A 24,894-nucleotide genomic window follows, 5' to 3' on the forward strand; every position below is an offset into this window, starting at 1 on the left:
GTAATAGCAAAGAGGTTCAACGGGCTAGTATCTAACCCATTGTATTTTACTGGTCCTACAATAAAAAAGTAAAACACTTGCGCAATTAAATGATTGCACTTATATTTGCAATCAAATAGTTGCACAATGATAACAAGAAGAGATGTATTCCAGGCTATAGCCGATCCCACCCGCCGGGAGATTATTCAAAGAATCGCCCAAGGGTCACTCAATCTAAATTCAATAGCTGAATCTTTCGACATCAGTCGACAGGCAGTTTCAAAACACATCCAAATCCTTACCGAGTGTGGATTGGTTGTCATTACCCAAAAGGGACGTGAACGCTATTGCGAGGCCCAGCTTGGTCAGCTTAATGAAGTAACCAGTTGGATTGAGCAATCTAGAAAACAATGGATTAGCAAATTTGAAAAACTGGATACCTATTTGAACGAATTACAAACCAAAAACCGGCAAGATGGAACAAAATAACAAACAACAAGAAAAAGAGCTGTTTATTACCCACCTCTTCAATGCCCCCAGAGAACTTGTTTTTGAAGCCTGGACAGATCCTGAAAAATTAATACACTGGTATGCCCCCGATGGCTGTACTATTGAATTCAAATCAATAGATGTTAAACAGGGTGGTACCTTTCATTCTTGTATTCACGATCCTGTACATGGTGAATGCTGGATAAAGGGCTTTTATAAAGAAGTTACTTTCCCCGAAAAGCTGGTCTTCTCTATGATATTAACCAATGAGAACGGTCATAATGTTGGCGCCACCGAAGCAGGAAAACCAGATGATTGGCCTGAAGAAACGTTAACAACCATTACTTTCAAAACAATTGGAAACCAGACCAAGCTTTCTATTCATCAAATCGTTTCTGAAGCAGATGCAAAACAAACCGGTGCTTACCAAAGCTGGATCAAAATGTTTAAACGACTGGATGCAATATTGTTAACATAGTATCATAAAACCTTCCATATTCCGAACCAATTTCGAATTCGATTGTTATTGATAAAACGATCACGAAAACGATAAGAAGATATGGGATTAATGGGTTACTACCTGATTGCCGGCATTATGTTTATAGTTGGGCTGATTGTAAGCAACAAGCTCAAAAGTAAATTTAAGGAGTATAGCCAGATTGGACTCAGAAATGGCATGAGCGGCAGAGAAATTGCAGAAAAAATGCTGGCAGACAATGGTATTTATGATGTGCGCGTCACCTCTGTACCTGGCCATTTAAGTGATCATTATAATCCACAAGATAAAACTGTAAATCTGAGCCCCGATGTGTATGAGGGAAGGAGTATATCAGCGGCAGCTGTTGCTGCGCATGAGTGTGGCCATGCCGTGCAACATGCTACTGCTTATAGCATGCTGACTTTCCGTAGTGCAATTGTCCCTATAGTTAATATCAGCTCACAACTTTCCCAATGGATCATACTCGCGGGGCTCGGACTTTTAGTAGGAAGCGCAAATCCTACAATTTTACTTGTAGGGATAGCCCTATTTGCTATCACTACACTTTTCACCATCATTACGCTGCCTGTTGAATACGATGCTAGCAACCGCGCTTTAAGCTGGCTTGAAAAAAGTAACATCACCACCCCTGCCGAACATGATAAGGCAGCAGATGCACTCAAATGGGCTGCACGTACCTACGTCGTAGCTGCAATTAGCTCAATTGCAACTTTACTCTATTATATCCTACTTTTTGTAAACAGCAGAGACCGGCACTAATGAACTTTATAACAGACTATCCAACAAACTATCGTCAACCAAATGTGGCATAGTGACATTCAATGTTGGCGTCCTTTCCATTTCTCTGGCTATAGCAAAGCGGGCTTCCTTATTTCTGGCCCAGCTTCTCCTGGCAATTCCATTATTTACATCAAAAAACAGCATACTTTTTAGCTTTCCAGCTGCAGCCTCTGTTCCATCAAGCACCATTCCGAAGCCACCATTAATCACTTCTCCCCAGCCTACACCACCTCCATTGTGGATCGATACCCAGGTTGCCCCTCTAAAACTATCACCTATCACATTATGAATAGCCATATCAGCGGTAAAACGACTTCCATCATAAATATTGCTGGTTTCCCTGAAAGGAGAATCTGTTCCGCTCACATCGTGATGGTCCCTACCCAATACTACAGGGGCAGTTAAACGACCTGAATTTACCGCTTCATTAAAGCGCAGGGCGATTTTAGCACGTCCTTCAGCATCCGCATATAAAATCCTAGCCTGCGAACCGACAACGAGCTTATTCGCTGCCGCTTCTTTTATCCAGATGATATTATCTTGTAGTTGTTGTTGTATTTCTGCTGGTGCCTCTTCTTTGATCTCCTGCATCACTTCACAAGCCAGCTGATCTGTGATTTTTAAATCTCCTGGATTGCCGGAAGTACAAACCCATCTAAAAGGACCAAAACCATAGTCAAAACACATCGGTCCTAAAATATCCTCGACATAAGATGGATATTTAAAATCTATTCCATTGGCAGCCATTACATCGGCTCCTGCCCTGCTACATTCCAATAAAAAAGCATTTCCATAATCAAAAAAGTAAGTACCTTTTGAAGTATGTCTATTTACTGAAGCCGCATGTCTGACCAAAGAAGCCTTAACCTGTTCTTTAAAACGCTCTGGTTCAGCAGCCATCATTGCATTCGATTCCTCGTAACTAAGACCTACCGGATAATAGCCACCAGACCATGGGTTATGTAATGAAGTTTGATCTGATCCAATCTCCACAAAAACACCTGCCTCATCAAAACGCTCCCATACATCAACTACATTCCCAATGTAGGCAAGAGATACCGTTTCTTTTGCAGCTTGCGCAGTTTTAATCCTTGCAACCAATCCGTCCAAATCTTCCAGTAACTCATCTACCCATCCCTGCTCATGCCTTTTACGGGCAGCTTTTGGGTTTATTTCAGCACATACAGTGATACAACCACTAATGGTTCCAGCTTTAGGCTGTGCACCGCTCATCCCGCCCAAACCAGCGGTCAGAAAAATCCGGCCTGCCGGACTTTGAGCTGCGCCCAATTTCTTCCTAAAAGCATTCATTAGCGTAATTGTAGTACCATGTACAATGCCTTGCGGACCAATATACATATAAGAACCAGCCGTCATTTGTCCGTATTGTGTTACCCCTAGTGCACTGTACTTCTCTAAATCATCAGGAGAAGAATAATTAGGAATCATCATCCCATTTGTTACTACAACACGTGGAGCAGCAGAAGAAGAAGGAAATAAGCCTTGGGGATGTCCACTGTACATATTCAAGGTTTGCTCATCTGTCATTCTACCTAGATATTGCATCGTAAGCAGGTATTGCGCCCAATTCTGAAAAACACCCCCATTCCCACCATAAGTAATCAATTCATGCGGATGTTGAGCAATTGCCGGGTCAAGGTTATTTTGAATCATCAACATGATGCACGCAGCATGTAAACTCTGAAATGGATACTCTTGTACCGGACGAGCATACATCTCGTAATCCGGCCTAAAGCGGTACATATAAATACGTCCGTAGTTTTTTAGTTCCTCCAAAAATTCGGCAGCCAATTCCTCATGCCAGGTATCAGAGAAGTAACGTAAAGCATTACGAAGCGCTAGCTTCTTTTCCTCCTTGTTTAAAATGTCCTTACGTACCGGGGCATGACTAATTTGTGTATGATATGGCTTTTTTTCAGGCAATTGATCTGGTATTCCCTGTAAGATTTGCTCCTTAAAATTCATTGGAATTGTATTTATGATTCAGTTATTAAGGTTTCGATATTAAAAATTTTCAAACTGGGTATCAAACGCAGTTGTAAAGTGCACTTTTTCCAGCGCAGCAATGTCCGTCGCTATTTGCAGTATAGTTCCTGACTGCACCATCTCTATCGCTTTTTCCATCATTTCATACATGATCTGATCCTCCTCCAGGTGCTCGATTTTAGAACGTACAAACTCATGTACAGCTGTTACGATTTTTCCAGACTTTAATGGAGCATGGTAATCCATCGCTTGCGCAGCACAGAAGAGTTCTATACCTAAAATTTTCTCTACATTTTCAATCACCTGTAAGGCTTTTCTTCCACTGATAGAGCCCATACTCACATGATCTTCCTGCCCTAATGAAGTAGGAATACTATCAGCACTTGCTGGAAAGCATAGTCCTTTATTTTCGCTAGCCAAAGCCGCAGATGTATACTGTAAAATCATGAAACCCGAATTCAAACCAGTTTCCTTCATCAACAATTTAGGTACACCATCCGTATTTCCTTCTAAAGAAAGATAGATCCTACGGTCTGAGATATTGCCAATCTCGGAAGCCGCTAAACAAGCATAATCTAAAGGCATAGCAATAGGCTGTCCGTGGAAATTCCCACCACTGATGGTATTATCTTCACTAAAGATAATCGGGTTATCTGTAACCGAATTGATTTCTATTTCTAACGTATCTTTAAGGTGTAACCAGGCATTTCTAGATGCCCCATGCACCTGCGGAATACAACGCAAGGAATATGGATCCTGAACTTTTGCACAATCCAAATGTGAACTCACGATCTCCGAATCTGCCAAAAGGTTCCTGATATTGGCAGCCACATGTTGATTCCCCGCATATGGTCTTAACTTATGTAATCCTTCGTCAAAAGGTTTCACAGATCCCATCAAGCCTTCCAGCATCATGGCAGCAGTAATATCCGCAGTAGCCAACACATTGTGAAAACGTGCCACCACTTTTACCGCGTGGGCTGCAATAAACTGAGTACCATTAATTAGCGCCAAACCTTCTTTGGCACCTAAAGCTATTGGCTTAAGATGGTGTTCTTTTAAAAGGTCAGCAGTAGCCATAACTGCCCCTTTATAATGCACTTTTCCTAATCCGATTAAAGGCAGGAAAAGGTGCGATAAAGGTGCCAAATCACCTGAAGCGCCCACAGAACCTTGCTTTGGAACTAATGGTATAGCCCCTATTTCCAAATGCCAAATCATACGATCCAATGTAGCTTCCTGAATACCGGAATATCCCTTGGCAAGTGCTTGTAATTTTAGCACCAACATCAATCTAGCTATTTCTTCATCAATGGCTTCCCCAACACCTACAGCGTGGCTCTTAAGAATATTTTCCTGCAGTTTTTTTGTATCTTCTGCAGAAATCATTTCCGTGCACAATGGACCAAAACCGGTATTAATGCCATAAACTGGCTTATCTGCAACTGCTATTTTTTCAACTATAGCACTACTTTCTTTTATCTTCTGACGGGTTTCAGGGTTCAAAACCCCTTTCATTGTTCCTTTACTAATTGCCAATGCTTTACTAACTGTAAGGAAGTCTGAACCGTAATTAAAAATCTGATTAACACTCATATCAAAAATCGTTTACACAAATATAACCCCTATCTTTGATACTTATAAATACCAATTACATCATCAACCAATAACCATGAGTTATCAAATAGAACTACGTCACTTGAAATATTTCCAGATTCTTGCACAGGAATTAAAATTCAGAAAGGCAGCAGAACTCTTATTTATCTCACAGCCAGGCCTCAGCCGGCAAATCATGCAGATGGAAGAAATATTTAATGTAAGCTTGTTCGACCGCAGCAAAAAAAAGGTGGAGCTTACTGCTGCTGGATTGTATTTAAAAGAAGAGGTAGACTTTATTTTTAACCATCTGGAAACGATCAGGCGCCAGCTCGACAACATTAGTCAGGGAAAAGAAACAGAATTACGCATTGGTTTTTTAGGTTCAGCAGCGCAGAAGGTAGTCCCAGAATTGGTGCTCAGGTTAAACAAAGAATACCCCGGAATACAAACTATTCTGGATGAAATGCCCAACAGGCTACAAGTAGAAATGCTCGAAAAGGATAAGCTTGACCTCGCATTTGTCCGCCTACACCGTTTACCAGAAGGAATTTCCCGACACCTTATCCATCAGGATACCTTCGCTATGGTATTACCTATGGACCATCCCATAAACGAAGCAAATTTTAACAGTGTACGAGATTTTAGTCAGGAACAATTTATCTTCTTTTCAAGCGAAGACAGTCCATTTTACCATGAACTGATAACCAGCATTTGCGAGGACGCCGGATTTCGCCCCAAAGTGTTCCATAAATCAGTAAATGCACTCACTATATTTAAGCTGGTTGAGGAAGGTCTCGGAGTAGCAATTGTACCCACATCCTTACAATATGGGTACAGTTTAAATGTTAAGTTTATTGAGCTGAAAAATATTCCACAGCGAACGGAGTTATATGTCGCCTGGAAGGAATCGAACAGAAATCCTGCACTAAAAAATGTAGTAGAAATCGTACTTAAAGGAAAAGAGGATGAAGCACTCAAGACTCTTTAAGCAGCTCAGGAATGGTAAAATAGAATGTAGTTCCTACTCCCTCTTCACTTTCTACCCATAAAGCTCCACCATGTTTTAACACAAAATCATTGCAAAGACTTAAACCCAAGCCCGTTCCCTTTTCGCCCGAAGTACCGAAAGTGGTATAGCTTGAATTCTTGTTGAACAGCTCATTGATCTTATGTGTTGGAATTCCGAGTCCGTTGTCCTTAATAGAAAAGAGGACACCATTATCATTCCCTACTGCTTTAAGTCCAATACTTCCTCCGGCGCCTGTAAATTTAACTGCATTAGAAAGCAAGTTCCTAATAATTGTTTCCAACATTCCAATATCCGCATGAAGCAAAATATCTCCCTTGAAACAAGGGACGATGTTAATGTTTTTCTTAATAGCCATGGGAGAAACCGTCTGAATACACTTATCGATAAGGCCTGCAAGGTCTTCAATCTCCACAGGATTAAAGCTAACCGCATTGAACTGAGATTTTGCCCAGGTAAGCAAATCTTCGAGCAATATATTAGCATTAGACAACTCGGTTTTCATCATCGAAAGATATAAATGTACTTCATCTGCCGAACTCGATTCAAAATCATTGAGCGTCAAATCCAGCAATTGCAAACTTCCTGATATTGGATTTCGCAAATCGTGCCCAATAATCGAGAAGAGTTTATTCTTTTGCTCATTTGAAGCGGTAAGCTCGGTATTTAAAGCTTGTAATGCATTTTCCTGAAACTTCCTCCTGGTCACATCTCTCATGCTACCTTCAGTACCTGTAATCACACCATTTTCTACATTCAGTTTTGCGTTAACCGAAGCGTAGCGGAGCTCCTCATCTTTGGTTTTAAGCCTGACTTCAAAATCAATGACAGCACCGTTAATGCGCAGCTGTTCTATAATCCGTTCGCGATCCTGTAGATAGTAGTAAAAATCCCCTACAGGTTTTCCAATGATCTCTGTACGGAGATAACCTGAATGATGGGAAATGGAAGGACTGATTTCAGTAACAATACCTTCCTGATTCGTTTGATAAAATACATCCTGCACATTTTCAAAAATCGTACGGTACTTCTTTTCGCTCAGCACCAGATCGTTTTCGATTTCTTTTCTTTTGGTAATGTCTTCAATCTGCGATACGTAATGGAGTGCTTTTCCTGCGCTGTCATAAAGCATCGTAGCTGCGATGATTACCCAAATGGCACTACCATCTTTATGTAGATATCTCTTTTCGTATTTCACTTCTTCAATCTTACCCAGAGCCAAATCTTCTAATATGGTTTGACTCCCCTTAAGATCATCAGGATGAGTCAGATCCTGAATACTAAGCGCCTTCATTTCATGCTCCGTGTAGCCAAGCATCTGACATAAACTTCTATTTACTCTTTCCCATTTCCCTTGGGGACTAATCAGCGCCATCCCAACGAGCGAGTGTTCAAAAGCCTGCTTAAACTGAGCTTCACTTTGATAAAGTTCCTCCTCAAGCTTAATCCGTTTAGTCACATTAAATGCTACCGCGCCAACCATTCCTCCTTCTCCGTCTTTGAAAGGAAATTTATAGGTTTTATAATACTGGGGATGCCCGTTTCGATCTCTTACGGTTTGGTGAAATTCCTTGTTTTCCCCAGATTTGAGCACATCTTTATTATTTAATTGTGCACTCTTAGCGATCTCCTCACCGAAAATCTCTTCGAGCGGCTTTCCTATTATTTCCGGGCTCAAATGGAGTGTATCAAAAAAACACTTATTGGCATATCTTAAAAAATTATCATCATCAGCAATCCAGCATAGCCCTGGCAATTCATCCATAAATGCATAAAACCGCTTTTCATTCATCGTAAAAGCGCCATGTTCTGTGTTTTTCGTAATATCAGAGATCGCGTGATCCAATTCTAATGCTGACTTTGATAGATATTCATGTAAAAGACTCTGGTCTTCAATAGAACTATGGTCCTTCAGTAATTCAACCAGCGCCATGATCTGTGTTAGCGGCCCTCTCACTTTATGCGAATGCATCCAGGCAATATCGACTAGCTTTTTATTTTGATCCTCAATCTCCTTTACATAGTTTCTGTTTTCGGTAATGTCTCTTTGGATGGATACCCAGTGTGTGATGGTTCCGGTATTGTCAGTCACAGGACAGATATTAATGCTTACATCGTAAGGTTTCCCATTTTTGGTATAATTAATCAATTCAACATTACATGAAAGTCCGTTTTTTATAGCGATATCAATTTTTCTTAAACCTTGTTGAGCATGGTTGTAACCATGAAAAACATCAGGGGCTTTTCCAATTAATTCTTCCCGACTAAAACCAGACATATTCAGCAATGCGTCATTAACGTAAATAATAACAGCACCTGATTCAGCAGTATCAGTAATCACAACCCCATCAGTAGTATTGATCACCACAGATTCCAATAGCTTAGACCAATGTTCCTCCTCTACAACCTTAGTGACATCCTGCATTGCACCGATCATCCGGTAAGCGCATCCCTTATCATCTAAACCGATATAACCTTTATCTAAAATATGCTTATAATTACCGTCCCCACATAAAAAACGATACTGAGCTTCCCATCTTTTTAGTCCTTCCTCCAAGTGTCTGTCAAACTTTATAACGACCCTTTCTCGATCTTCAGGATGAATATTATTTTTCCACCAGTCTATATTTGTAATGGAACCTATCCCCCTGTACTTGAGAATCTCCTCTATTCCCTTGTTCCAGCTTAACTGACCTGTCCTAATCGTATAATCCCAAATTACGTCACTTGTTGCCTGAGAAACAATATTATACCTTTCCATGCTCTCCATGACCTCTTTCTGATCAGCTAAACGCCTGGTAATATCATGTACCAAAACAACTCTGGCTTGTTTATCATCAAGTTCAATCTGACTACTTTCGACTTCCACATAAATTAACTCGCCGTTTTTTTTTACATGTCTGAAAGTATTTTTATAGGATTCTCCTGTTTTAGCATTTTCCCTCACAATATTTTTAGCGATCTCTAAATCTTCCGCTGGAACTATCCCAGCTATCGTCATTGTTAAAAACTCCTCTTTCGAAAATCCGTACAGTACTGTGGCGGCAATATTCACATCCAGAAAGTAGTATGTATTTACGTCATAAACCCACATAGGCAATGGGGACTGCTCAAATAAGTTATAGTAGCTTGCTTTTCTTTTCATTTTAGTCCTTTACCTTTCGCATATTACTAAACGGAATGTAGTATTATTTGAACTAAAACACCTCAAAAATCATATTGATTTAATTAAATTCAATTTACCGGCATTGTAAAACACTTGTTCAAAGAAAGTTACGCCATTGAACATTTTTATATTTTTTCCAAAAAATAGCATTTACTGCAGTTATTTAGCGCAGTAAATGCTATTATATCTGGCAAGAATTACTGTTTAACCTGATAATTCCCGGCAACAGCCCCGGTTGATTTCACTATACGATTCCATGAATTAATCTGCGCAATAGCTAGCGTAAGATTGGCAATTTCCTGTTTGCTAAAATGTCTTAAAAGTACTTCATGAATTTCATCGGCCTCAACATCAGCTTTCATATAAGTTAGCAACTCTGCAAATTCAAGTACGGCACGTTCTTTTGGCGTATAGTAAGGTGCCTCCCTCCATGCAGAGACAGAGATAAGCCTTTGAAAACTTTCCCCTGCATGTAAAGCTTCTTTAGAATGCATATCTAAACAATAAGCGCAACCGTTGATTTGTGAAACTCTTAACCTCATGAGCTCCAACAAACGATGGTCCAAACCTGACTTCTCAAGATAAGCCTCTACATGATGCATTGCTCCCATTAATCCTTGTGGCAGTTCATTATTTTTAATTCGTTCCATTGTACCATATTTTTAAAATCAACAACAAGACAAAAAATAGTAATACAATGTGACAGATGTATAGAATTAATTTAAGTTTTTTAATTTATCGGGATTTCTGATGATATAAGCACTAATGACCTGACCATCCTTGATTGTAAAAATCATACATTTTGCAAGTACGCCATTCAGGTAATAAAACAATGCTGGCTGCTGATTAACTAGTCCATGACGTACAACTGCATCCTCATAAAACTTAGTATAAAGACCTTGCAGCAATGCGGCCACAGATTTTTTACCATGTACAGGATTGATAGCGGCACGAGCCTTACCACCTCCATCAGAAATAGACACAATATCTTCATTCAGCATAGCCTCTAACCTGTTCATATCACCAGCGTGAAGGACATTAATATAATTAGTTAAAAAAGACTCAGGCACATTACCACCAGTCAGCTCCTTTGGATCTCCAATGCTTTTCTTTGCCCTGGTTAACAATTGTCTGGAAAGATCCGGCTTAATATCCAATACCGCGGCAATTTCAGCATGATCGTAATCAAATGCTTCTTTTAAAATATAGACAGCTCTTTGTCTGGGATTTAACTTCTCTAAAAGCACCATCAACGAATACGACAGCAACTCTTTACGATTGATACCGGCATCTGCACTTTCAGTAGCCATTGGTTCAGGAAGCCACTCTCCCGGGTAATTCAACACCTGTTTTTTTAACTTCTTCTTTTGATTGATCGCACAATTAATCGCCATTCTGATCAGATATGATTTAGCATCTTCAATATGGCTTTGCTCCAAATCCAAAAACTTCAGTAATACATCTTGTACAACATCCTCCGCATCCTCTACTGAACCACAAATGTTGTATGCATAGTTTTTTAGTGTTGGTCTTAAACGCGTAATCAATTCTGTGTTCATCTTAATTTTGGATAATCGTTCCTTTCAGGTCATCGTTAGGGCGTCTAAATTAATAATAAAATCGACATGCCTTAGTTCCAAACAAATTGGTTCTAATTTTCTTTATACTTTTGCAGCAAAGTAATCATATGGAATTAGGAATTAGCACTTTCGGAGAGTTACAACCAGACGGTACAGCAGGAAAGGCGATAAATGCTCAAAAAAGGGTACAGGAATTATTAGAGGAAGTAAAACTGGCGGATGAAGTTGGACTCGATGTATTTGCTTTTGGTGAACACCATCGCCCTGATTTTGTCATATCAGCTCCAGAAATTATGATGGCCGCAGCGGCGGCAATTACAAAAAATATTAAATTATCTAGTTCTGTAACTGTATTAAGCTCTGCCGACCCGGTTCGCACCTTTCAAAACTTTGCCACTGTCGACCTCATTTCTAACGGACGCGCGGAAATTATTGCCGGTCGTGGTTCTTTTATAGAGTCCTATCCCTTATTTGGTTATAACCTACATGACTACGATGAGCTTTTTGCAGAGAAGCTAGGCTTATTCATGCAGATCAATGCAGAAGAAATGGTGACATGGAAAGGCAAACACCGGGCATCCATTGTAAACAGAGGAGTTTATCCTCGTCCTGCACAACAAGCTCTTCCAATTTGGATCGGTGTTGGTGGTACACCGGCGTCTGCGCAACGTGCAGGAAAACTCAATCTGCCAATGGCCATTGCCATATTAGGCAGTCCGCCAGAGCAATTTGTTCCTTTCGTTGAACTTTACCGCAAATCCGCTACTGATGCCGGACATGATGCCAGCAAGCTTCAATTAGCCATCAGCTCTCAGTTTTACGTTGCCGAAGATTCGCAAAAAGCAGCAGATGAGTTTTATCCTTCTTATGAAAGGTTAATGAACCGCGTAGGAAAAGACAGGGGTTGGTCGCCCATGACTAGACAGCAATATGAATATCTGCGCAGTGATGGTCCTTTAGTTGTAGGAGATCCACAACAGGCTATAGATAAAATCATGCATCAATATGAACTGTTCCATAATACAAGATTCCTTGCTCAATTGGTAACCGGAGCCATATCGCATAAACAAATTCTAAAAACAATTGAACTGTTTGGTACCAAGATTGCACCTGTTATAAGAAAAGAAATCGGTTAAAAACTTACTTAACGGCCACCTGTTTTTTTAGGTTCGCATCTATCAAAGCAACCATTTCAGCAAATTCTTTCTCTGAAAAACCTATCGACTGATAAATGATCTTACCATCTTGGTCTACGATAATGTTTCGAGGGATAGACTGTGTTGCAAATTTGCTAAAAATACTACGATCAACATCCGGAAGTATAGGAAAAGTAAATCCTTTGGCCTTTTTAAAGGGCTCCAGTTTATCCCAGCCTTCTTCACGTCCAAAAACAAAAAACGCAAAGCCTGTATGATCACTATATTTATCCCAAATCTGTTTTTGAACCAATGGCAATTCGGCATTACAAGGTGGGCACCAGGTAGCAAAAAGATTAATGAGAATGAGTTTGCCCTTATAATCGTTGATGCTAACTGTTTTTCCTCTTTCTATTTCAAAGGAAAATTGCGGAACACTTTCTCCAACTTTCGTTAAGGTACCTTTGTCTTCCTGTGCCATGCTAGCAAAAGGCAGCAAAAACAATAAAACAACTAAGCGGTTCATTTTCATATCTTTTTATTTAATGCAATTTAAGCAAATTGCCTATAGCACAACCGTGCCTGAAAATCCAGCAACTGTCTTTTTCTTTTAACCAAATCAGTTTCTCTAGCTTTACTTACATCATACCCTATAGCTTCAAACTGCTTTAAAGTATGTTCCAGTTCGTAAAAATCTCGGTACTTGGTCTTTAGCTCATCCAAAACATATCTTTGGGCTGCAATAAAATGAAAGTACTTAAAAATATGTAAATCACGTTCTTTCAACTGCGTGCCCAACAACTCATACTCTGCTTTAGCATCAGGATCATTACAAATTTCATTAAACCTACGTACATCATTCAATACCTGATCATTAAATAATTCTTCAATGTGATAGATTGGAATTACTACGGGTTTTTGGTAAATATCTTCCAGATTTTCAACATAGGGCTCTCTATAATTGAAATACCCTTGGTAAATTTCCGGATAATTTTCATTGTACATAATGGGAATGATTTATTTGGTTCTGCAAAATAAAAAAATAAAACATATTTTCAGCTAAAGTGTTAATATCTAAGGTATCTGTTAGTATTTAATCCGTAAATAAAACTACAATGGGAACAACAGAATTACAATCGCAAGACTTTGATATAGAGGTTAATTTAAACGGAAAGCCCACTACCCTTCAGGTAAAAGTAGAAGAAACTACCGATGGGGTGGCATATTACGAATGTATACACTCAGGTAAGAGTTTAACTCAGATCAGAAAAGAAGAAGATGGAAGTTGGGAACAGATCTGGGGAGATCTGGATCAACCTACTATAAACCTAATTGGATCAGCTATAAGCAATAAATAACACCCATACCATGAGTACACATCAAACTAATCTGAAGCTTCGTTCGGGCAAATTTTCTATTGAAAAACACCAATATGAAAACGTTGGGATGAATGAACGCATGGTATCCATGTTTTTAAGTGGATTATTGATCAGCCGAGGCATAAAAAAGCCATTCGGGGCGTCATTTTTATATGGATCCTACCTTGCTTACCGGGCGTTTACAGGTCATTGCCTATTATACGAAAGATTAGGCATAGATGCCAGCAAGCCACATACAATAAATATAAGAGGAGAATTTGAAATCGAACGTCCTGCTAAAGATGTCTATAACTACTGGCGCAATTTAAATAACCTACCAGGAAGCATAAAGCACTTGCTAAATGTAGAAATGGTTGAAGAAAATCTATCCAGATGGAAATCAAATGTGATGGGCAATTTGTTTGCCGTAGACTGGCAAGCAGAAATTGTTAAAGATGAGCCCGGACATTTAATCGGATGGCGATCCATTCCGGGCACATTAATTCAGCATGTTGGACGAGTCGAATTTGCAGAAACACCCGACCAACAGGGTACATTATTAAAAATCGTACTTTCTTACCGCCCTCCTGCTGGCGGTATTGGACTAGGAATGGCAAAATTGCTAAATCCGTATTTCGAGGGACTGCTTAAAAAGGAAATTAAAACCTTTAAACATACCATTGAAAATACTATGCCCCGCCGGTTTTAGCCACAAGCGTAAGCAATAAAGCTAATACATACATCGCCAGTATAACAATGGTTAAAACACCCCAAAACTTAAATAGCGATTTCAGCTTTTTCATTGCTATGGTGAAATTCTCTTGATCGGCATACAACACACCTGTATTGGCTGCATTAGAAAATTTAAACATTAAAAAGCTTGGGTAAAACATCATTAGCGAAATGCATAAAAAGTATACCGTTAGAAATGTTGCACCTAATTGGGCCATCGGGTTGCCGGGTGCCGTAGCCACAACGTTTTCCATAATTGCAGTCGCACTAAACGCTGCAAGTGCCATAAAAACGGCAAATACAAAACCTATAATAGAAAGAAACTTAGTCCATTTGGCGGTCTCATAAATATAGCTTCTTATCTCTTCTGTTACGACCAGCTGCTCTTGTTCTTCGGCTGCTTCTTCTATCGGCTCTGTATCTTCAAAATTCTCCATAATCGTTAATTATTACTTAATAAGGTTTAAGTACCCTAAACATAAAAAATATTTTTAAAAAATTGATACCTTTGCGCCAAATCAAGAAAAAAATCATTCATGGCATTACAATGTGGTATCGTTGGTTTACCAAATGTTGGAAAATCTACATTATTTAACTGTTTATCTAACGCAAAAGCCCAAGCGGCGAACTTCCCTTTTTGTACTATCGAGCCCAATATAGGCGTAATTACTGTACCAGACGAGAGATTGACAAAATTAGCCGAGTTGGTTAAGCCAAACCGTATCGTTCCAAATACTATCGAAATCGTAGATATCGCTGGTTTGGTAAAAGGTGCATCAAAAGGTGAAGGCTTAGGCAACCAGTTTTTAGGTAATATCAGGGCTACAAATGCAATCATTCATGTATTGCGTTGCTTTGATGATGGAAATGTGATCCATGTTGATGGTTCAGTTGATCCTATTCGTGATAAAGAAATCATTGATACTGAATTACAACTTAAAGACCTGGATACGGTTGATAAACGAATTCAGAAAGTGGAGAAAATGGCTAAAACCGATAAGGATGCCAAAAGAACTTTCGATATCCTGAGCGTTATTAAAACACAACTCGAAAGCGGGCAAACAGTTCGTTCGGCAGCAGTATCAGCAGAAGACTTCGAATTTATTCAAGATCTGGGCTTGTTAACTCAAAAACCAGTATTATACGTTTGTAATGTAGATGAAGGTTCAGTGATCAACGGGAATGCTTATGTTGACCGTGTTAAAGAAGCTGTAAAAAATGAGAATGCCGAAGTATTGGTGATCTCTGCTAAAATAGAATCAGAAATTGCTGAATTAGAAAGTTACGAAGAGCGTCAGGAGTTTTTAGCTGACCTTGGTTTAACAGAATCTGGTGTAAACAAACTGATTGTTGCTGCATACCGCTTATTAGATCTATACACTTATTTTACTGCAGGTGTGCAGGAAGTAAGAGCGTGGACCATTACTAAAGGTTTTACAGCGCCACAAGCTGCAGGTGTAATCCATACCGATTTCGAAAAAGGATTTATCCGTGCTGAGGTGATTAAATACAATGACTTTGTAACCTTAGGATCTGAGAATGCTTGTAAAGATGCAGGTAAATTAGGTGTTGAAGGAAAAACTTATGTTGTAGAAGATGGTGACATTATGCACTTCCGTTTCAACGTTTAAAATATAGAAAATAAAACATTACTCTTCGAAGAGTAATGTTTTATTTTCTATTCCAAACCAGAGATAGATCATCTCAAAAAGTTAAAACTATATTTATGAAACAGATTAAATATTTAGTACTTCTTGGCGCAATCGCCGTCGGTTTTACAGCTTGTAAAAATAATGTTGTTGATGATTTTGATGCAAACGCGCAATTAACAGCAGACACTATTGCCATCAGAAAATATGTGACTGACAACAATATTCCAGCCCTTAAGGATAAATCTGGTGTATTTTATCAAGTGGTTACTCAAGGATCAGGCGAAGTAGTTACAGTTAATAAAACCGTTACTGTTGATTATTCGGGTAAAGTATTGGGATCATCAACCAATTTTGATAGCGGTCAGGAAAAAACATTTCCATTAAGCAATTTAATCCAAGGCTGGCAAATTGGGATTCCATATATTCAAAAAGGCGGACAAATAAGACTTTTTATCCCATCAGGATACGCTTATGGCAATAATGCACAACCTAGTATTCCAGCAAACTCGGTACTTGATTTCACAATAAAGCTTTCAAACGCTCAATAATCTTTATAACAGTACTCCTGTTAAAAACACTACTGCAACAGAGAAATAAATGATTAACCCGGTTACATCAACCAGGGTTGCAACAAAAGGAGCGGACGACGTAGCAGGGTCGGCTCCTAGCTTTTTAAGCAGCAAAGGCAACATAGATCCTGCCAGAGAACCCCATAACACTACACCAACCAGAGCTACACCTACCGTTAGCCCTATCAGCATCCAGTGCGGTCCGTACATATCTGTAAAAAAGGTCCATACAAATATCCTTAAAAAGCCTATTGTGCCCAGTACAATACCCAGCATCAATCCGGAAATAATCTCTCTTCGCATTACACGCCACCAATCGCCAATTGTAATTTCGCCCAATGCCATCGCTTGTATAATCAGCGTCGAAGCTTGAGATCCACTATTTCCACCACTTGATATAATTAACGGCACAAACATGGCCAGAATAACTGCTTTGGCAATATCGGCTTCAAAATGGGCCATTGCAGTAGCGGTAAGCATTTCACCTAGAAACAGAACTACCAACCAGCCGATCCTTCTTCTAAATAAACCAAAAATTGGCATATCCAGATAAGGTTCGTCCAACGCTTGGGTACCCCCAATTTTGTGCATATCCTCGGTATACTCTTCATTAGCAATCCAAAGAATATCATCAACTGTTACAATACCAAGCAAAACATTGTTATCATCAACCACCGGTAAAGCTACCCGGTTGTTCATCCTAAATACATTAATAGCTTCCTCTTGTGGGTCGTTTACTTTCAATGAAATCAGGCGATGATCTGTTAGTTCACCAATTTTAGCATCAGGATCTGCCAGTAAGACTTCCCTGATTCGGATGTCATCCAGCAATACGCCATCTTTATCAATCACGTAAACGACATCAATGGTTTCAGAGTTTTTTCCGTAACGTCTGATGTGAGACAATACCCGGCTAACTGTCCAGTCCTTTTTTACTGCTACATAATCCGGAGTCATCAACCTACCCACACTATCCTCTTCGTATCCCAAGAGTGAAAGTGCCTCAATCCTATCCTTTGCAGGTAACAGGATAATGAGTTTTTTTACTGCATCACCTTTTAATTCACTAAACAAGGCAGTACGGTCATCTGGCGGCAGCAAGTTAATCAGCTCAGCCAGTTTATTTCCCGGAAGTTTTTTTATGATTTTTTCCTGCGTAGGAAAATCAAGGATTCTGAAAACATTTACTGCCCTTTTTATAGATAGTGTATCGATAAATTTTACTGCATGTTGGGGAAGCTCATCTATCAAATGCTCAACATCCGAAATGTTAAGATCATCCAGGTAAACTTTTAATTGTGTGTCGTCATCCTGTTCTAACAGTCTAACGATCTCTTCAACCACTTCCTCTTCCATATATGCGCAGTTCTTTTACATCTTTATGCTTTTCTTTACAGTTTTGCAAAAGTGCCTTTTATTTTTTAAAAATCTGCGTTTTTAGACGATTAATTGATAGTTTATTTTGAGTTCGATATACGAACCAGATATTGCGCTCAGGTCCCCCTTTTAACTACTCCTTCAGGAAGAGTTATTCCTGTAGGATACTGAAAGGAAATTGAAAGGCCTTAACAGGGATTAGTCCCTGTTATCCCCCTGTTAAGTCCCTGTTTGATCCCCCTTATCTTCCTTGTGGTATACAACCCTTCCCGAAGCCTTGCAATATTCCTATTACACAATGAAACCTTCCAAGGCTAAAACACACCTTAAAAGACATTAATTAACTTTAAATTAAAATAAAACAGCCGAGTGATAAGGATTAATTTGTTTTTAAAAAAAAAGACTTAAGTTTGTAATATGAGGTATCTAGCTTTCATATTCACCATATATGTAATGGCCCTGTCCGCATGGCCATGCTGTGGTAGTGAAGCAGATCTTCCATCAGGGCATGAAGATACATGTTATTCCGCTTCAGACAGCCATAGCGAGAAACATGAAAACCCACATGCCTGTTCACCATTTTTTCATGCCAGTACTTATCATGCCTTTGTAGCTTCGGCATCAGTGAGTAAAGCTCCAGCACTTGTCGTAACAGAACAAAATAACAGTTTCCCTAATTATCTGGCCGTTGCTGTGATCTTATTTCCTGGCGAAATTTGGCAGCCCCCTCAATGGGTATAATTAATCTCAGATTTTTTCTTTTTAATTATTAACCCACGCAATTTCATGGCAAAATCTTGCCATTGATCTGCTGTAAAATAACATCATTATATGTTTAATAAGATTATTTTATTCTCTATAAAGAATAAACTAGCGATTGGCATAATGACCCTGGCATTAGTCATATGGGGGATTTATTCCTTAACAAGATTACCTATTGACGCGGTGCCCGATATCACCAACAATCAGGTGCAAATTATCTCGCAAGCCCCTAGCCTGGGCGCACAAGAAGTGGAGCAATTCATTACAGCACCTATTGAACTGTCCATGGCTAACATTCCCAATGTGATCGAAAAACGCTCTATATCGCGTTCCGGAATATCTGTGATCACCATTGTTTTCGAAGATGACACTGACATTTACTGGGCAAGGCAACAGGTTGCCGCACAACTAAAAGAAGCTGAAAGCATCATCCCTGATGGTATGGTCGAGCCAACACTGGCCCCTATCACCACCGGCCTTGGCGAAATTTATCAGTACGTATTGCATACTAAAAAAGGCTACGAAAATAAATATACAGCTACGGATTTAAGAACCCTCCAGGATTGGGTAGTAAGAACCCAGCTTGCCGGAACCAAGGGCGTTGCCGAAGTAAGTGGCTGGGGTGGTTATGTAAAACAGTATGAAATTGCATTAGACAATGAAAAACTGAATGCCAACAATGTAACCATTTCACAAATTTATGATGCGCTTAAAAACAACAATGAAAACACTGGTGGTTCGTATATAGAGCAACAAAGTAATGCCTATACCATCCGCGGCATCGGTCAGGTTAAGTCTCTGGACGATATTGAAAAGATAGTAGTGAAGAATGTTGGTGGTGTACCAGTCCTGATCAGAGATATTGGAACCGTACAATATGGGACAGCCACAAGATATGGTGCTGTAACCAGAAATGGTACTGGTGAAGTGGTAGCCGGAATTACCCTGATGTTGAAAGGTAAAAACTTTAATCAGGTGATATCAAATGTAAAAGAAAGGATTACCCAGATCCAAAAAACTTTACCTGAAGGGGTGGTTATAGAACCTTATATAGACCGTACCGAACTGGTTGGTCGCTCCATCAGTACAGTTCAAAAAAACCTGATTGAAGGAGCCTTGATTGTAATTTTCGTGCTCTTACTCCTACTTGGAAACTGGAGAGCCGGACTGATTGTGGCCTCGGTGATTCCTTTATCCATGCTGTTTGCCTTTTCCATGATGCGTCTTTTTGGAGTTTCAGGTAACCTGATGAGTCTGGGGGCTATAGACTTTGGTCTAATTGTAGATGGCGCGGTGATTATTGTAGAAGCGATCATATTCAGACTTACAGAAAGTAACCTTTTTAAAAGCACACCTCGGTTAACTCAGCAACAAATGGACAAAGAAGTTTTTACAGCTTCTTCAAAAATCAGAGCCAGTGCAACATTTGGCGAAATCATTATCCTTATTGTATACCTGCCACTATTATCCCTAGTAGGTATCGAAGGCAAAATGTTTAAGCCTATGGCCGAAACTGTTGTTTTTGCCATTGTGGGTGCCTTTATTCTATCGCTCACTTATGTACCGATGGTTAGCGCGTTATTTTTAAGCAAAAATACGGAGCATAAGCGGAATATATCCGACAAGATCATGGATTTTTTCAAGCGCGTGTACAAACCTCTACTTGAACGGGCCCTTGGCTTTAAAAAACTAGTTGTAGCCATTGCTATTGTCTGCTTTGGATTTACCTTATGGGTATTTAGCAATATGGGTGGCGAGTTCCTACCTCAGCTTGAAGAGGGTGATTTGGCCGTTGAAATTGCCATGGCACAAGGAACCTCGCTTACGCAGGTGGTAGAAACATTTAGCAAGGCTGAGAAAATATTGAAAGATAAGTTCCCGGAGGTAAAACAAGTCGTAACAAGGATTGGAAGTGCAGAAATACCAACTGACCCTATGCCAATTGAACGGGGTGATATGATGGTCGCTATGCTGCCAAAGGAAGAGTGGACTTCAGCCAAAACCAAGGAAGAAATGTCGGAGAAAATGGAAGAAGCATTATCCATTTTACCTGGTGTAAGTGTGGAGCTTACCCAACCAATGCAAATGCGTTTCAACGAGCTCATGACTGGCGTTAGACAAGATGTAGCCATTAAAATTTATGGTGAAGATCTGGATGTACTGGTGGAAGAAGCCAATAAAGTTTCCAAACTGATAGCGCCAGTAGCCGGTGTAAGTGAGCCTTTTGTCGAACAGCTAACTGGACTTCCACAAGTATTAGTGACTTACGATAGAGATAAAATTGCACAATATGGATTAACCATTAGCGACATCAATAGTATTTTAAAAACCGCTTTTGCCGGAAATGTAGCCGGAGTAGTATTTGAAGGTGAGAAACGCTTTGATATGGTTGTACGTTTGCAGCGCGACCTTCGTGAAAACATTTCCAATATAGAAAACCTATATATCCCCCTTCCATCGGACAATAAGGTCCCATTAAACCAGGTGGCAAAAGTCGAGCTTAAAGAAGCACCTGCCCAAATCTCGCGTGAGGATGGAAAAAGACGTATTTACGTAGGTTTTAATGTCAAAGGAAGAGATGTAGAACGTACTGTTGCAGAAATTCAGCAGATACTGGAATCAAAGTTGAAACTTCCATCAGGATACTACATCACCTATGGCGGTCAGTTTCAAAACTTGAAAGAGGCAAAAGACAGGCTTTCTGTAGCAGTTCCAGTAGCCATGCTTTTAATCCTGGCTTTACTTTATTTTACCTTCAGATCTTTTACACAAACCATACTGATCTTTACAGCCGTTCCATTATCAGCGATTGGCGGCGTGTTTGCCTTATTGCTTAGAGGTATGCCTTTCAGTATCTCGGCTGGAGTTGGCTTTATAGCCTTATTTGGGGTTGCCGTATTGAATGGAATTGTGCTCATCTCCTATTTCAACCAATTGAAAGAAGAAGGGGTTACTGACGTTTACAAGCGCGTAATTCAGGGGACAGCGGTAAGGCTTAGGCCAGTAATTATGACCGCTGCAGTGGCTTCATTGGGCTTTTTACCAATGGCACTATCAGGTGGTGCAGGTGCTGAGGTGCAAAAACCATTGGCTACAGTAGTAATTGGTGGTTTACTTTCTGCAACACTGCTCACCTTATTTGTACTGCCTTGTCTATACATATTGGTTACAGACCGTAAAAAGAACTTAACTATGCCTACAAAACCATTAGCCATAATCCTTTTGATTTTTGCGGGATTAGGATTTACAGGTTCCGCTAAAGCACAACAATTGCCCATCTCAGCGGATACAGCTGTTGCACTTGCGCTAAAAAACAACCTGCAATTAAAGTCATCCGGATTGGCAGTCGACCAGTCGAAGGCCATGCAAAAAACTGCTTTTGATCCCGGAAAAACTGCTTTCAGTGTTTCTCAGGATCCTACTGGTGGTGGTAGCAATGACAACTCCATTTCAGTTTCTCAAAGCTTTGCCTGGCCTGGATTTTATAAAAACCAGAAAAAAGTATTGACTGGGCAAACTGGCTTAATGGAGAAAACAGGTAATTACACCAAATCGGAAATTACCCGTGACACCAGATTAGCCTATTATAACCTGCTTTACAGCATCAATACTTTAAAAGTGCTGGAATTGCAGGACAGCATCTACCGAAATTTCATTAAAAAATCAGAACTTAGGTACAAAGTAGGTGAAACATCTAACCTGGAGCTGATTACGGCAAGGAACAAATATCAGGAAGTGCAAGCCTTAAAAAAGGCAGCCGAGACAGACCTAGCCATCCAGCAGTTAAACCTTCAGCAATTGCTAAATTTAAAAACAACCATCAGTCCTGCTGAAAAAGTGCTTCCGGTACTTGCCTTAACTGAAACTGGAACAAATGGAACGGACAATAGTCCGCTGATTGATGTGTACCAACAACAAATAGCAGTAGCTAAGGCCAAAATTGATTTGGAACGTTCTCGTGCGATGCCAGATCTTACGCTTAGTTATGCACAACAATTTCTAATTAAATCTTTCAATCCTGCAAATATTGATCGTAGCTACACCCCAGGAACCCGTATCGCAGGTATTCAATTGGGTATTGCTGTACCCATATTCAATGGTGCCGGCCGTGCCAGGGTAAACAACGAGAAGATTGCAGTACAAATTGCAGAAACGGATTACCAGCGCATACAAAACCAGTTGGCAGTGCAATACCAGCAAGAGCTTCAAAATTATGCCCAGCATAAAAGTATAGCAGATTACTTTACTTCCGGCGGCTTAAAGCAAGCCGATGAGCAGCTGCGCATTGCACAGGTATCTTACGATCTGGGAGAGATTGGTTACATTGAGTTTATCCAGAATATGGCCCTAGCCGTACAAAGTAAGCTCAATTATCTTCAAACTGTTAGCCAGTTGAACCAATCAGTTATTCAATTACAATTTTTAAAAGGGAACTAATCAAATGAACGCAACATCATATATCAAAAGAAACATCGCTGTACTCATCTGTTCAGCATTTATCATGACCGCAATCAATTCTTGCGGTGATACAACAAAGAAAACCGAAGCAACAACAGAAGCAGCACACGATCACGGTGCTGAAGGTCACGAAGAACACAGTGAAGCGCTTGAACTGAGTCAGGAGCAAATGAATGCTGTGGGTATTGTAATTGGCAATATCGAACAAAAGAACCTTACGGCGGTAGTAAAAGCAAGCGGACAATTAGCCGTACCACCACAAAATGCCGCCCAAATCAACGTTCTTACTGGTGGTATCATCAGAAAGATCAATGTAATTGAAGGACAGCGCGTAAGTAAAGGACAAGTATTGGTGACTATTGAAAACCAAGACTTGATCAGACTTCAACAGGATTATCTGACCGCTAAAAGTGGCTTTAGTTTTATTGAAGCCGAATACAACCGTCAGCAACAGCTTAAAGCTGCTGATGCGGGTACAGGAAAAGCGCATCAACAGGCCGAAGCCAATTACAATGCCGAACGCGCCAAACTAAAAGCTTTGGAACGTCAGCTTCAGCAATACGGTATTTCCATTAGCCGTATTGCATCTGGAAACATCACCTCGCAAGTGCCGGTTACCGCTCCTATCAACGGTACAATAGGAAAAATCTCAGCAGAGACAGGATCCTATGCACAACCTGGGGTGTCGATCATGGATATTGTAGACAACTCTAAAATCCATGCTGATCTAATTGTATTTGAAAAGGATTTATCCAAGATTAAAGTGGGCCAGAAAGTTGATTTCCGGTTAACCAATCAAAAGAATGAGCAAATTGAGGGGCAAATCTACGGCATCAATAAATCATTCGAGAATGATAGTAAAGGAGTAGTTGTTCATGCGGTTATCAAAAAACCGGGTGCCAACCTTATCCCAGGAATGTATGTAACCGGTCTTATCGGTGTCGGTACTGAAACAACCAGTGCTGTACCGATCGATGCGGTGGTACGATCTGAAGGTAAAGAGTTCATCTTTGTGGTTGATGAAAGCGCCAAAGCTGCACATGAAGAAGAACATGGTCATACCCATAAAGGAGAAGCAGAAGAAAAACATAAGGAAGAAGATGCAAAAGATCAAAATTCAGTGCATTTCAAAAAAGTGGAAGTAACTACCGGAGTTTCAGAACAAGGTTATATTCAGATCACTCCTATAGAAAAATTACCTACCGATGTTAAAATAGTCACAAAAGGGGCCTTTTATTTGCAGTCAAAATCATCAGGGCCAGCAGAGCATAGCCATTAATTGAATATTAGCATAAAGCATATGATAAAGGAAGCGGAAAGCAGACTTAAAGCCAAGCAAATTAACCCTACCGCCATGCGGTTACTGGTATTAGAGTTTTTAACTAAACAATCTGCAGCTATCAGTTTAAATGATCTTGAAAAAGGCATGGCTCCATCCGACCGCATCACCCTATACAGAACGCTAAAAACTTTCGAAGAAAAGGGATTGGTGCATAGTATAGAGGATGGTAGTGGTGCGACCAAGTATGCTTTATGCGATGAAGATTGTGATGCTGAAAACCATCACGATCTTCATGTTCATTTTTATTGCAACAACTGCAGGGAAACCTTTTGCCTACCCAACACCAGCATTCCAGAAATGGCCTTACCTGAAGGCTTTAAACAACAGGAAATGAACCTTATTATTAAAGGCGTTTGTAAAGTTTGCAATAGCATTGCATAAT

22 protein-coding genes are annotated in these 24,894 nt (G+C 40.0%); 13 read left to right on the forward strand and 9 right to left on the reverse strand.

Going from position 1 to position 24,894, the window contains the following annotated elements:
• Positions 1-126: 126 nt before the first annotated feature.
• The 3 genes from EZ444_RS00830 to EZ444_RS00840 all read left to right on the forward strand — a co-directional run bounded on the left by EZ444_RS00830 (position 127) and on the right by EZ444_RS00840 (position 1,726).
• Positions 127-468, forward strand: a complete 342-nt coding sequence (locus EZ444_RS00830) for an ArsR/SmtB family transcription factor (RefSeq protein ID WP_131606279.1) — start codon at positions 127-129, stop codon at positions 466-468.
• Positions 455-946: an SRPBCC family protein gene (locus EZ444_RS00835; protein ID WP_131606281.1), complete on the forward strand. Its 492-nt coding sequence runs from the start codon at positions 455-457 to the stop codon at positions 944-946. The genes EZ444_RS00830 and EZ444_RS00835 overlap by 14 nt, the downstream gene beginning before the upstream one ends.
• Positions 947-1,027: 81 nt before the next feature.
• Complete coding sequence (locus tag EZ444_RS00840; RefSeq protein ID WP_131606283.1) at positions 1,028-1,726, forward strand: zinc metallopeptidase; 699 nt, start codon at positions 1,028-1,030, stop codon at positions 1,724-1,726.
• Between the two features lie 6 nt (positions 1,727-1,732).
• Here the strand turns inward: EZ444_RS00840 and EZ444_RS00845 are convergent, their stop codons facing one another.
• Positions 1,733-3,733, reverse strand: coding sequence for a urocanate hydratase (locus EZ444_RS00845; RefSeq protein WP_131606285.1), 2,001 nt, complete (start codon positions 3,731-3,733; stop codon positions 1,733-1,735).
• 39 nt (positions 3,734-3,772) lie between these two features.
• On the reverse strand, positions 3,773-5,350 hold the full coding sequence (hutH, locus tag EZ444_RS00850; protein ID WP_131606287.1) for a histidine ammonia-lyase: 1,578 nt from the start codon (positions 5,348-5,350) through the stop codon (positions 3,773-3,775).
• A 76-nt stretch (positions 5,351-5,426) separates the two neighbouring features.
• Between hutH and EZ444_RS00855 the strand changes: the two genes are divergently transcribed.
• Positions 5,427-6,341 (forward strand): LysR substrate-binding domain-containing protein, encoded by a 915-nt coding sequence (locus EZ444_RS00855; protein ID WP_131606289.1) that lies wholly within the window; start codon positions 5,427-5,429, stop codon positions 6,339-6,341.
• Here EZ444_RS00855 and EZ444_RS00860 read toward each other — a convergent pair.
• From EZ444_RS00860 to EZ444_RS00870, 3 genes are all read right to left on the reverse strand, one after another.
• A complete protein-coding gene (locus EZ444_RS00860; RefSeq protein ID WP_131606291.1) occupies positions 6,328-9,525 on the reverse strand; it encodes a PAS domain S-box protein in 3,198 nt (1,065 codons plus the stop codon). The two genes, EZ444_RS00855 and EZ444_RS00860, sit on opposite strands and share 14 nt — an antisense overlap.
• Positions 9,526-9,743: 218 nt before the next feature.
• Positions 9,744-10,196, reverse strand: a complete 453-nt coding sequence (locus EZ444_RS00865) for a carboxymuconolactone decarboxylase family protein (protein WP_131606293.1) — start codon at positions 10,194-10,196, stop codon at positions 9,744-9,746.
• Between the two features lie 66 nt (positions 10,197-10,262).
• Positions 10,263-11,105, reverse strand: a complete 843-nt coding sequence (locus EZ444_RS00870; protein ID WP_131606295.1) for a sigma-70 family RNA polymerase sigma factor — start codon at positions 11,103-11,105, stop codon at positions 10,263-10,265.
• Between the two features lie 128 nt (positions 11,106-11,233).
• Here EZ444_RS00870 and EZ444_RS00875 point away from each other — a divergent pair, with 128 nt between their 5' ends.
• Positions 11,234-12,262 (forward strand): Atu2307/SP_0267 family LLM class monooxygenase, encoded by a 1,029-nt coding sequence (locus EZ444_RS00875; protein ID WP_131606297.1) that lies wholly within the window; start codon positions 11,234-11,236, stop codon positions 12,260-12,262.
• A 4-nt stretch (positions 12,263-12,266) separates the two neighbouring features.
• On the opposite strand, the gene EZ444_RS00880 is transcribed toward EZ444_RS00875, so the two are convergent.
• The gene (locus EZ444_RS00880) at positions 12,267-12,794 is read right to left on the reverse strand and encodes a TlpA family protein disulfide reductase (RefSeq protein WP_225874586.1); all 528 of its coding nucleotides are present in this window, start codon (positions 12,792-12,794) and stop codon (positions 12,267-12,269) included.
• Positions 12,795-12,814: 20 nt separating this feature from the next.
• Positions 12,815-13,267 (reverse strand): hypothetical protein, encoded by a 453-nt coding sequence (locus tag EZ444_RS00885; protein WP_131606299.1) that lies wholly within the window; start codon positions 13,265-13,267, stop codon positions 12,815-12,817.
• Between the two features lie 110 nt (positions 13,268-13,377).
• On the opposite strand from EZ444_RS00885, the gene EZ444_RS00890 reads away from it, so the two are divergent.
• Together EZ444_RS00890 and EZ444_RS00895 are read left to right on the forward strand one after the other, a co-directional pair.
• Positions 13,378-13,620 (forward strand): hypothetical protein, encoded by a 243-nt coding sequence (locus EZ444_RS00890; protein ID WP_131606301.1) that lies wholly within the window; start codon positions 13,378-13,380, stop codon positions 13,618-13,620.
• Between the two features lie 10 nt (positions 13,621-13,630).
• Positions 13,631-14,329, forward strand: coding sequence for an SRPBCC family protein (locus EZ444_RS00895; protein WP_131606303.1), 699 nt, complete (start codon positions 13,631-13,633; stop codon positions 14,327-14,329).
• Here the strand turns inward: EZ444_RS00895 and EZ444_RS00900 are convergent.
• Positions 14,310-14,789 (reverse strand): hypothetical protein, encoded by a 480-nt coding sequence (locus EZ444_RS00900; protein ID WP_131606305.1) that lies wholly within the window; start codon positions 14,787-14,789, stop codon positions 14,310-14,312. The genes EZ444_RS00895 and EZ444_RS00900 overlap by 20 nt on opposite strands.
• Positions 14,790-14,888: 99 nt before the next feature.
• Between EZ444_RS00900 and ychF the strand changes: the two genes are divergently transcribed.
• Entirely contained in the window at positions 14,889-15,983 is a 1,095-nt protein-coding gene (gene ychF, locus EZ444_RS00905; protein ID WP_131606307.1) for a redox-regulated ATPase YchF, read from the forward strand.
• A 95-nt stretch (positions 15,984-16,078) separates the two neighbouring features.
• Positions 16,079-16,552, forward strand: a complete 474-nt coding sequence (locus EZ444_RS00910) for an FKBP-type peptidyl-prolyl cis-trans isomerase (RefSeq protein ID WP_131606309.1) — start codon at positions 16,079-16,081, stop codon at positions 16,550-16,552.
• Between the two features lie 3 nt (positions 16,553-16,555).
• Here the strand turns inward: EZ444_RS00910 and mgtE are convergent, their stop codons facing one another.
• Entirely contained in the window at positions 16,556-17,929 is a 1,374-nt protein-coding gene (gene mgtE / locus EZ444_RS00915; RefSeq protein WP_131606311.1) for a magnesium transporter, read from the reverse strand.
• A gap of 438 nt (positions 17,930-18,367) precedes the next feature.
• On the opposite strand from mgtE, the gene EZ444_RS00920 reads away from it, so the two are divergent.
• The 4 genes from EZ444_RS00920 to EZ444_RS00935 all read left to right on the forward strand — a co-directional run bounded on the left by EZ444_RS00920 (position 18,368) and on the right by EZ444_RS00935 (position 24,893).
• The gene (locus tag EZ444_RS00920) at positions 18,368-18,691 is read left to right on the forward strand and encodes a hypothetical protein (protein WP_131606313.1); all 324 of its coding nucleotides are present in this window, start codon (positions 18,368-18,370) and stop codon (positions 18,689-18,691) included.
• Between the two features lie 90 nt (positions 18,692-18,781).
• Positions 18,782-23,149, forward strand: coding sequence for a CusA/CzcA family heavy metal efflux RND transporter (locus EZ444_RS00925; RefSeq protein ID WP_131606315.1), 4,368 nt, complete (start codon positions 18,782-18,784; stop codon positions 23,147-23,149).
• Between the two features lie 4 nt (positions 23,150-23,153).
• Positions 23,154-24,449: an efflux RND transporter periplasmic adaptor subunit gene (locus EZ444_RS00930; protein WP_131606318.1), complete on the forward strand. Its 1,296-nt coding sequence runs from the start codon at positions 23,154-23,156 to the stop codon at positions 24,447-24,449.
• Between the two features lie 21 nt (positions 24,450-24,470).
• Entirely contained in the window at positions 24,471-24,893 is a 423-nt protein-coding gene (locus EZ444_RS00935) for a Fur family transcriptional regulator (RefSeq protein WP_131606320.1), read from the forward strand.
• Position 24,894 lies beyond the last annotated feature (1 nt).

Source organism: Pedobacter hiemivivus (assembly GCF_004331685.1).
Taxonomy (GTDB): Bacteria; Bacteroidota; Bacteroidia; order Sphingobacteriales; family Sphingobacteriaceae; genus Pedobacter; species Pedobacter hiemivivus.

Excerpts from the sequence above, each read along its gene's own strand:
- EZ444_RS00845 (WP_131606285.1), bottom strand. The coding sequence starts at position 3,733 with ATGAATTTTAAGGAGCAAATCTTACAGGGAATACCAGATCAATTGCCT.
- EZ444_RS00920 (WP_131606313.1), top strand. The coding sequence starts at position 18,368 with ATGAGGTATCTAGCTTTCATATTCACCATATATGTAATGGCCCTGTCC.
- mgtE (WP_131606311.1), bottom strand. The coding sequence starts at position 17,929 with ATGGAAGAGGAAGTGGTTGAAGAGATCGTTAGACTGTTAGAACAGGAT.
- EZ444_RS00935 (WP_131606320.1), top strand. The coding sequence starts at position 24,471 with ATGATAAAGGAAGCGGAAAGCAGACTTAAAGCCAAGCAAATTAACCCT.
- EZ444_RS00925 (WP_131606315.1), top strand. The coding sequence starts at position 18,782 with ATGTTTAATAAGATTATTTTATTCTCTATAAAGAATAAACTAGCGATT.
- EZ444_RS00865 (WP_131606293.1), bottom strand. The coding sequence starts at position 10,196 with ATGGAACGAATTAAAAATAATGAACTGCCACAAGGATTAATGGGAGCA.
- EZ444_RS00830 (WP_131606279.1), top strand. The coding sequence starts at position 127 with ATGATAACAAGAAGAGATGTATTCCAGGCTATAGCCGATCCCACCCGC.
- EZ444_RS00885 (WP_131606299.1), bottom strand. The coding sequence starts at position 13,267 with ATGTACAATGAAAATTATCCGGAAATTTACCAAGGGTATTTCAATTAT.
- EZ444_RS00895 (WP_131606303.1), top strand. The coding sequence starts at position 13,631 with ATGAGTACACATCAAACTAATCTGAAGCTTCGTTCGGGCAAATTTTCT.
- EZ444_RS00855 (WP_131606289.1), top strand. The coding sequence starts at position 5,427 with ATGAGTTATCAAATAGAACTACGTCACTTGAAATATTTCCAGATTCTT.
- EZ444_RS00880 (WP_225874586.1), bottom strand. The coding sequence starts at position 12,794 with ATGAAAATGAACCGCTTAGTTGTTTTATTGTTTTTGCTGCCTTTTGCT.
- EZ444_RS00875 (WP_131606297.1), top strand. The coding sequence starts at position 11,234 with ATGGAATTAGGAATTAGCACTTTCGGAGAGTTACAACCAGACGGTACA.
- EZ444_RS00930 (WP_131606318.1), top strand. The coding sequence starts at position 23,154 with ATGAACGCAACATCATATATCAAAAGAAACATCGCTGTACTCATCTGT.
- hutH (WP_131606287.1), bottom strand. The coding sequence starts at position 5,350 with ATGAGTGTTAATCAGATTTTTAATTACGGTTCAGACTTCCTTACAGTT.
- EZ444_RS00910 (WP_131606309.1), top strand. The coding sequence starts at position 16,079 with ATGAAACAGATTAAATATTTAGTACTTCTTGGCGCAATCGCCGTCGGT.
- EZ444_RS00840 (WP_131606283.1), top strand. The coding sequence starts at position 1,028 with ATGGGATTAATGGGTTACTACCTGATTGCCGGCATTATGTTTATAGTT.
- EZ444_RS00900 (WP_131606305.1), bottom strand. The coding sequence starts at position 14,789 with ATGGAGAATTTTGAAGATACAGAGCCGATAGAAGAAGCAGCCGAAGAA.
- EZ444_RS00860 (WP_131606291.1), bottom strand. The coding sequence starts at position 9,525 with ATGAAAAGAAAAGCAAGCTACTATAACTTATTTGAGCAGTCCCCATTG.
- EZ444_RS00835 (WP_131606281.1), top strand. The coding sequence starts at position 455 with ATGGAACAAAATAACAAACAACAAGAAAAAGAGCTGTTTATTACCCAC.
- ychF (WP_131606307.1), top strand. The coding sequence starts at position 14,889 with ATGGCATTACAATGTGGTATCGTTGGTTTACCAAATGTTGGAAAATCT.
- EZ444_RS00890 (WP_131606301.1), top strand. The coding sequence starts at position 13,378 with ATGGGAACAACAGAATTACAATCGCAAGACTTTGATATAGAGGTTAAT.
- EZ444_RS00870 (WP_131606295.1), bottom strand. The coding sequence starts at position 11,105 with ATGAACACAGAATTGATTACGCGTTTAAGACCAACACTAAAAAACTAT.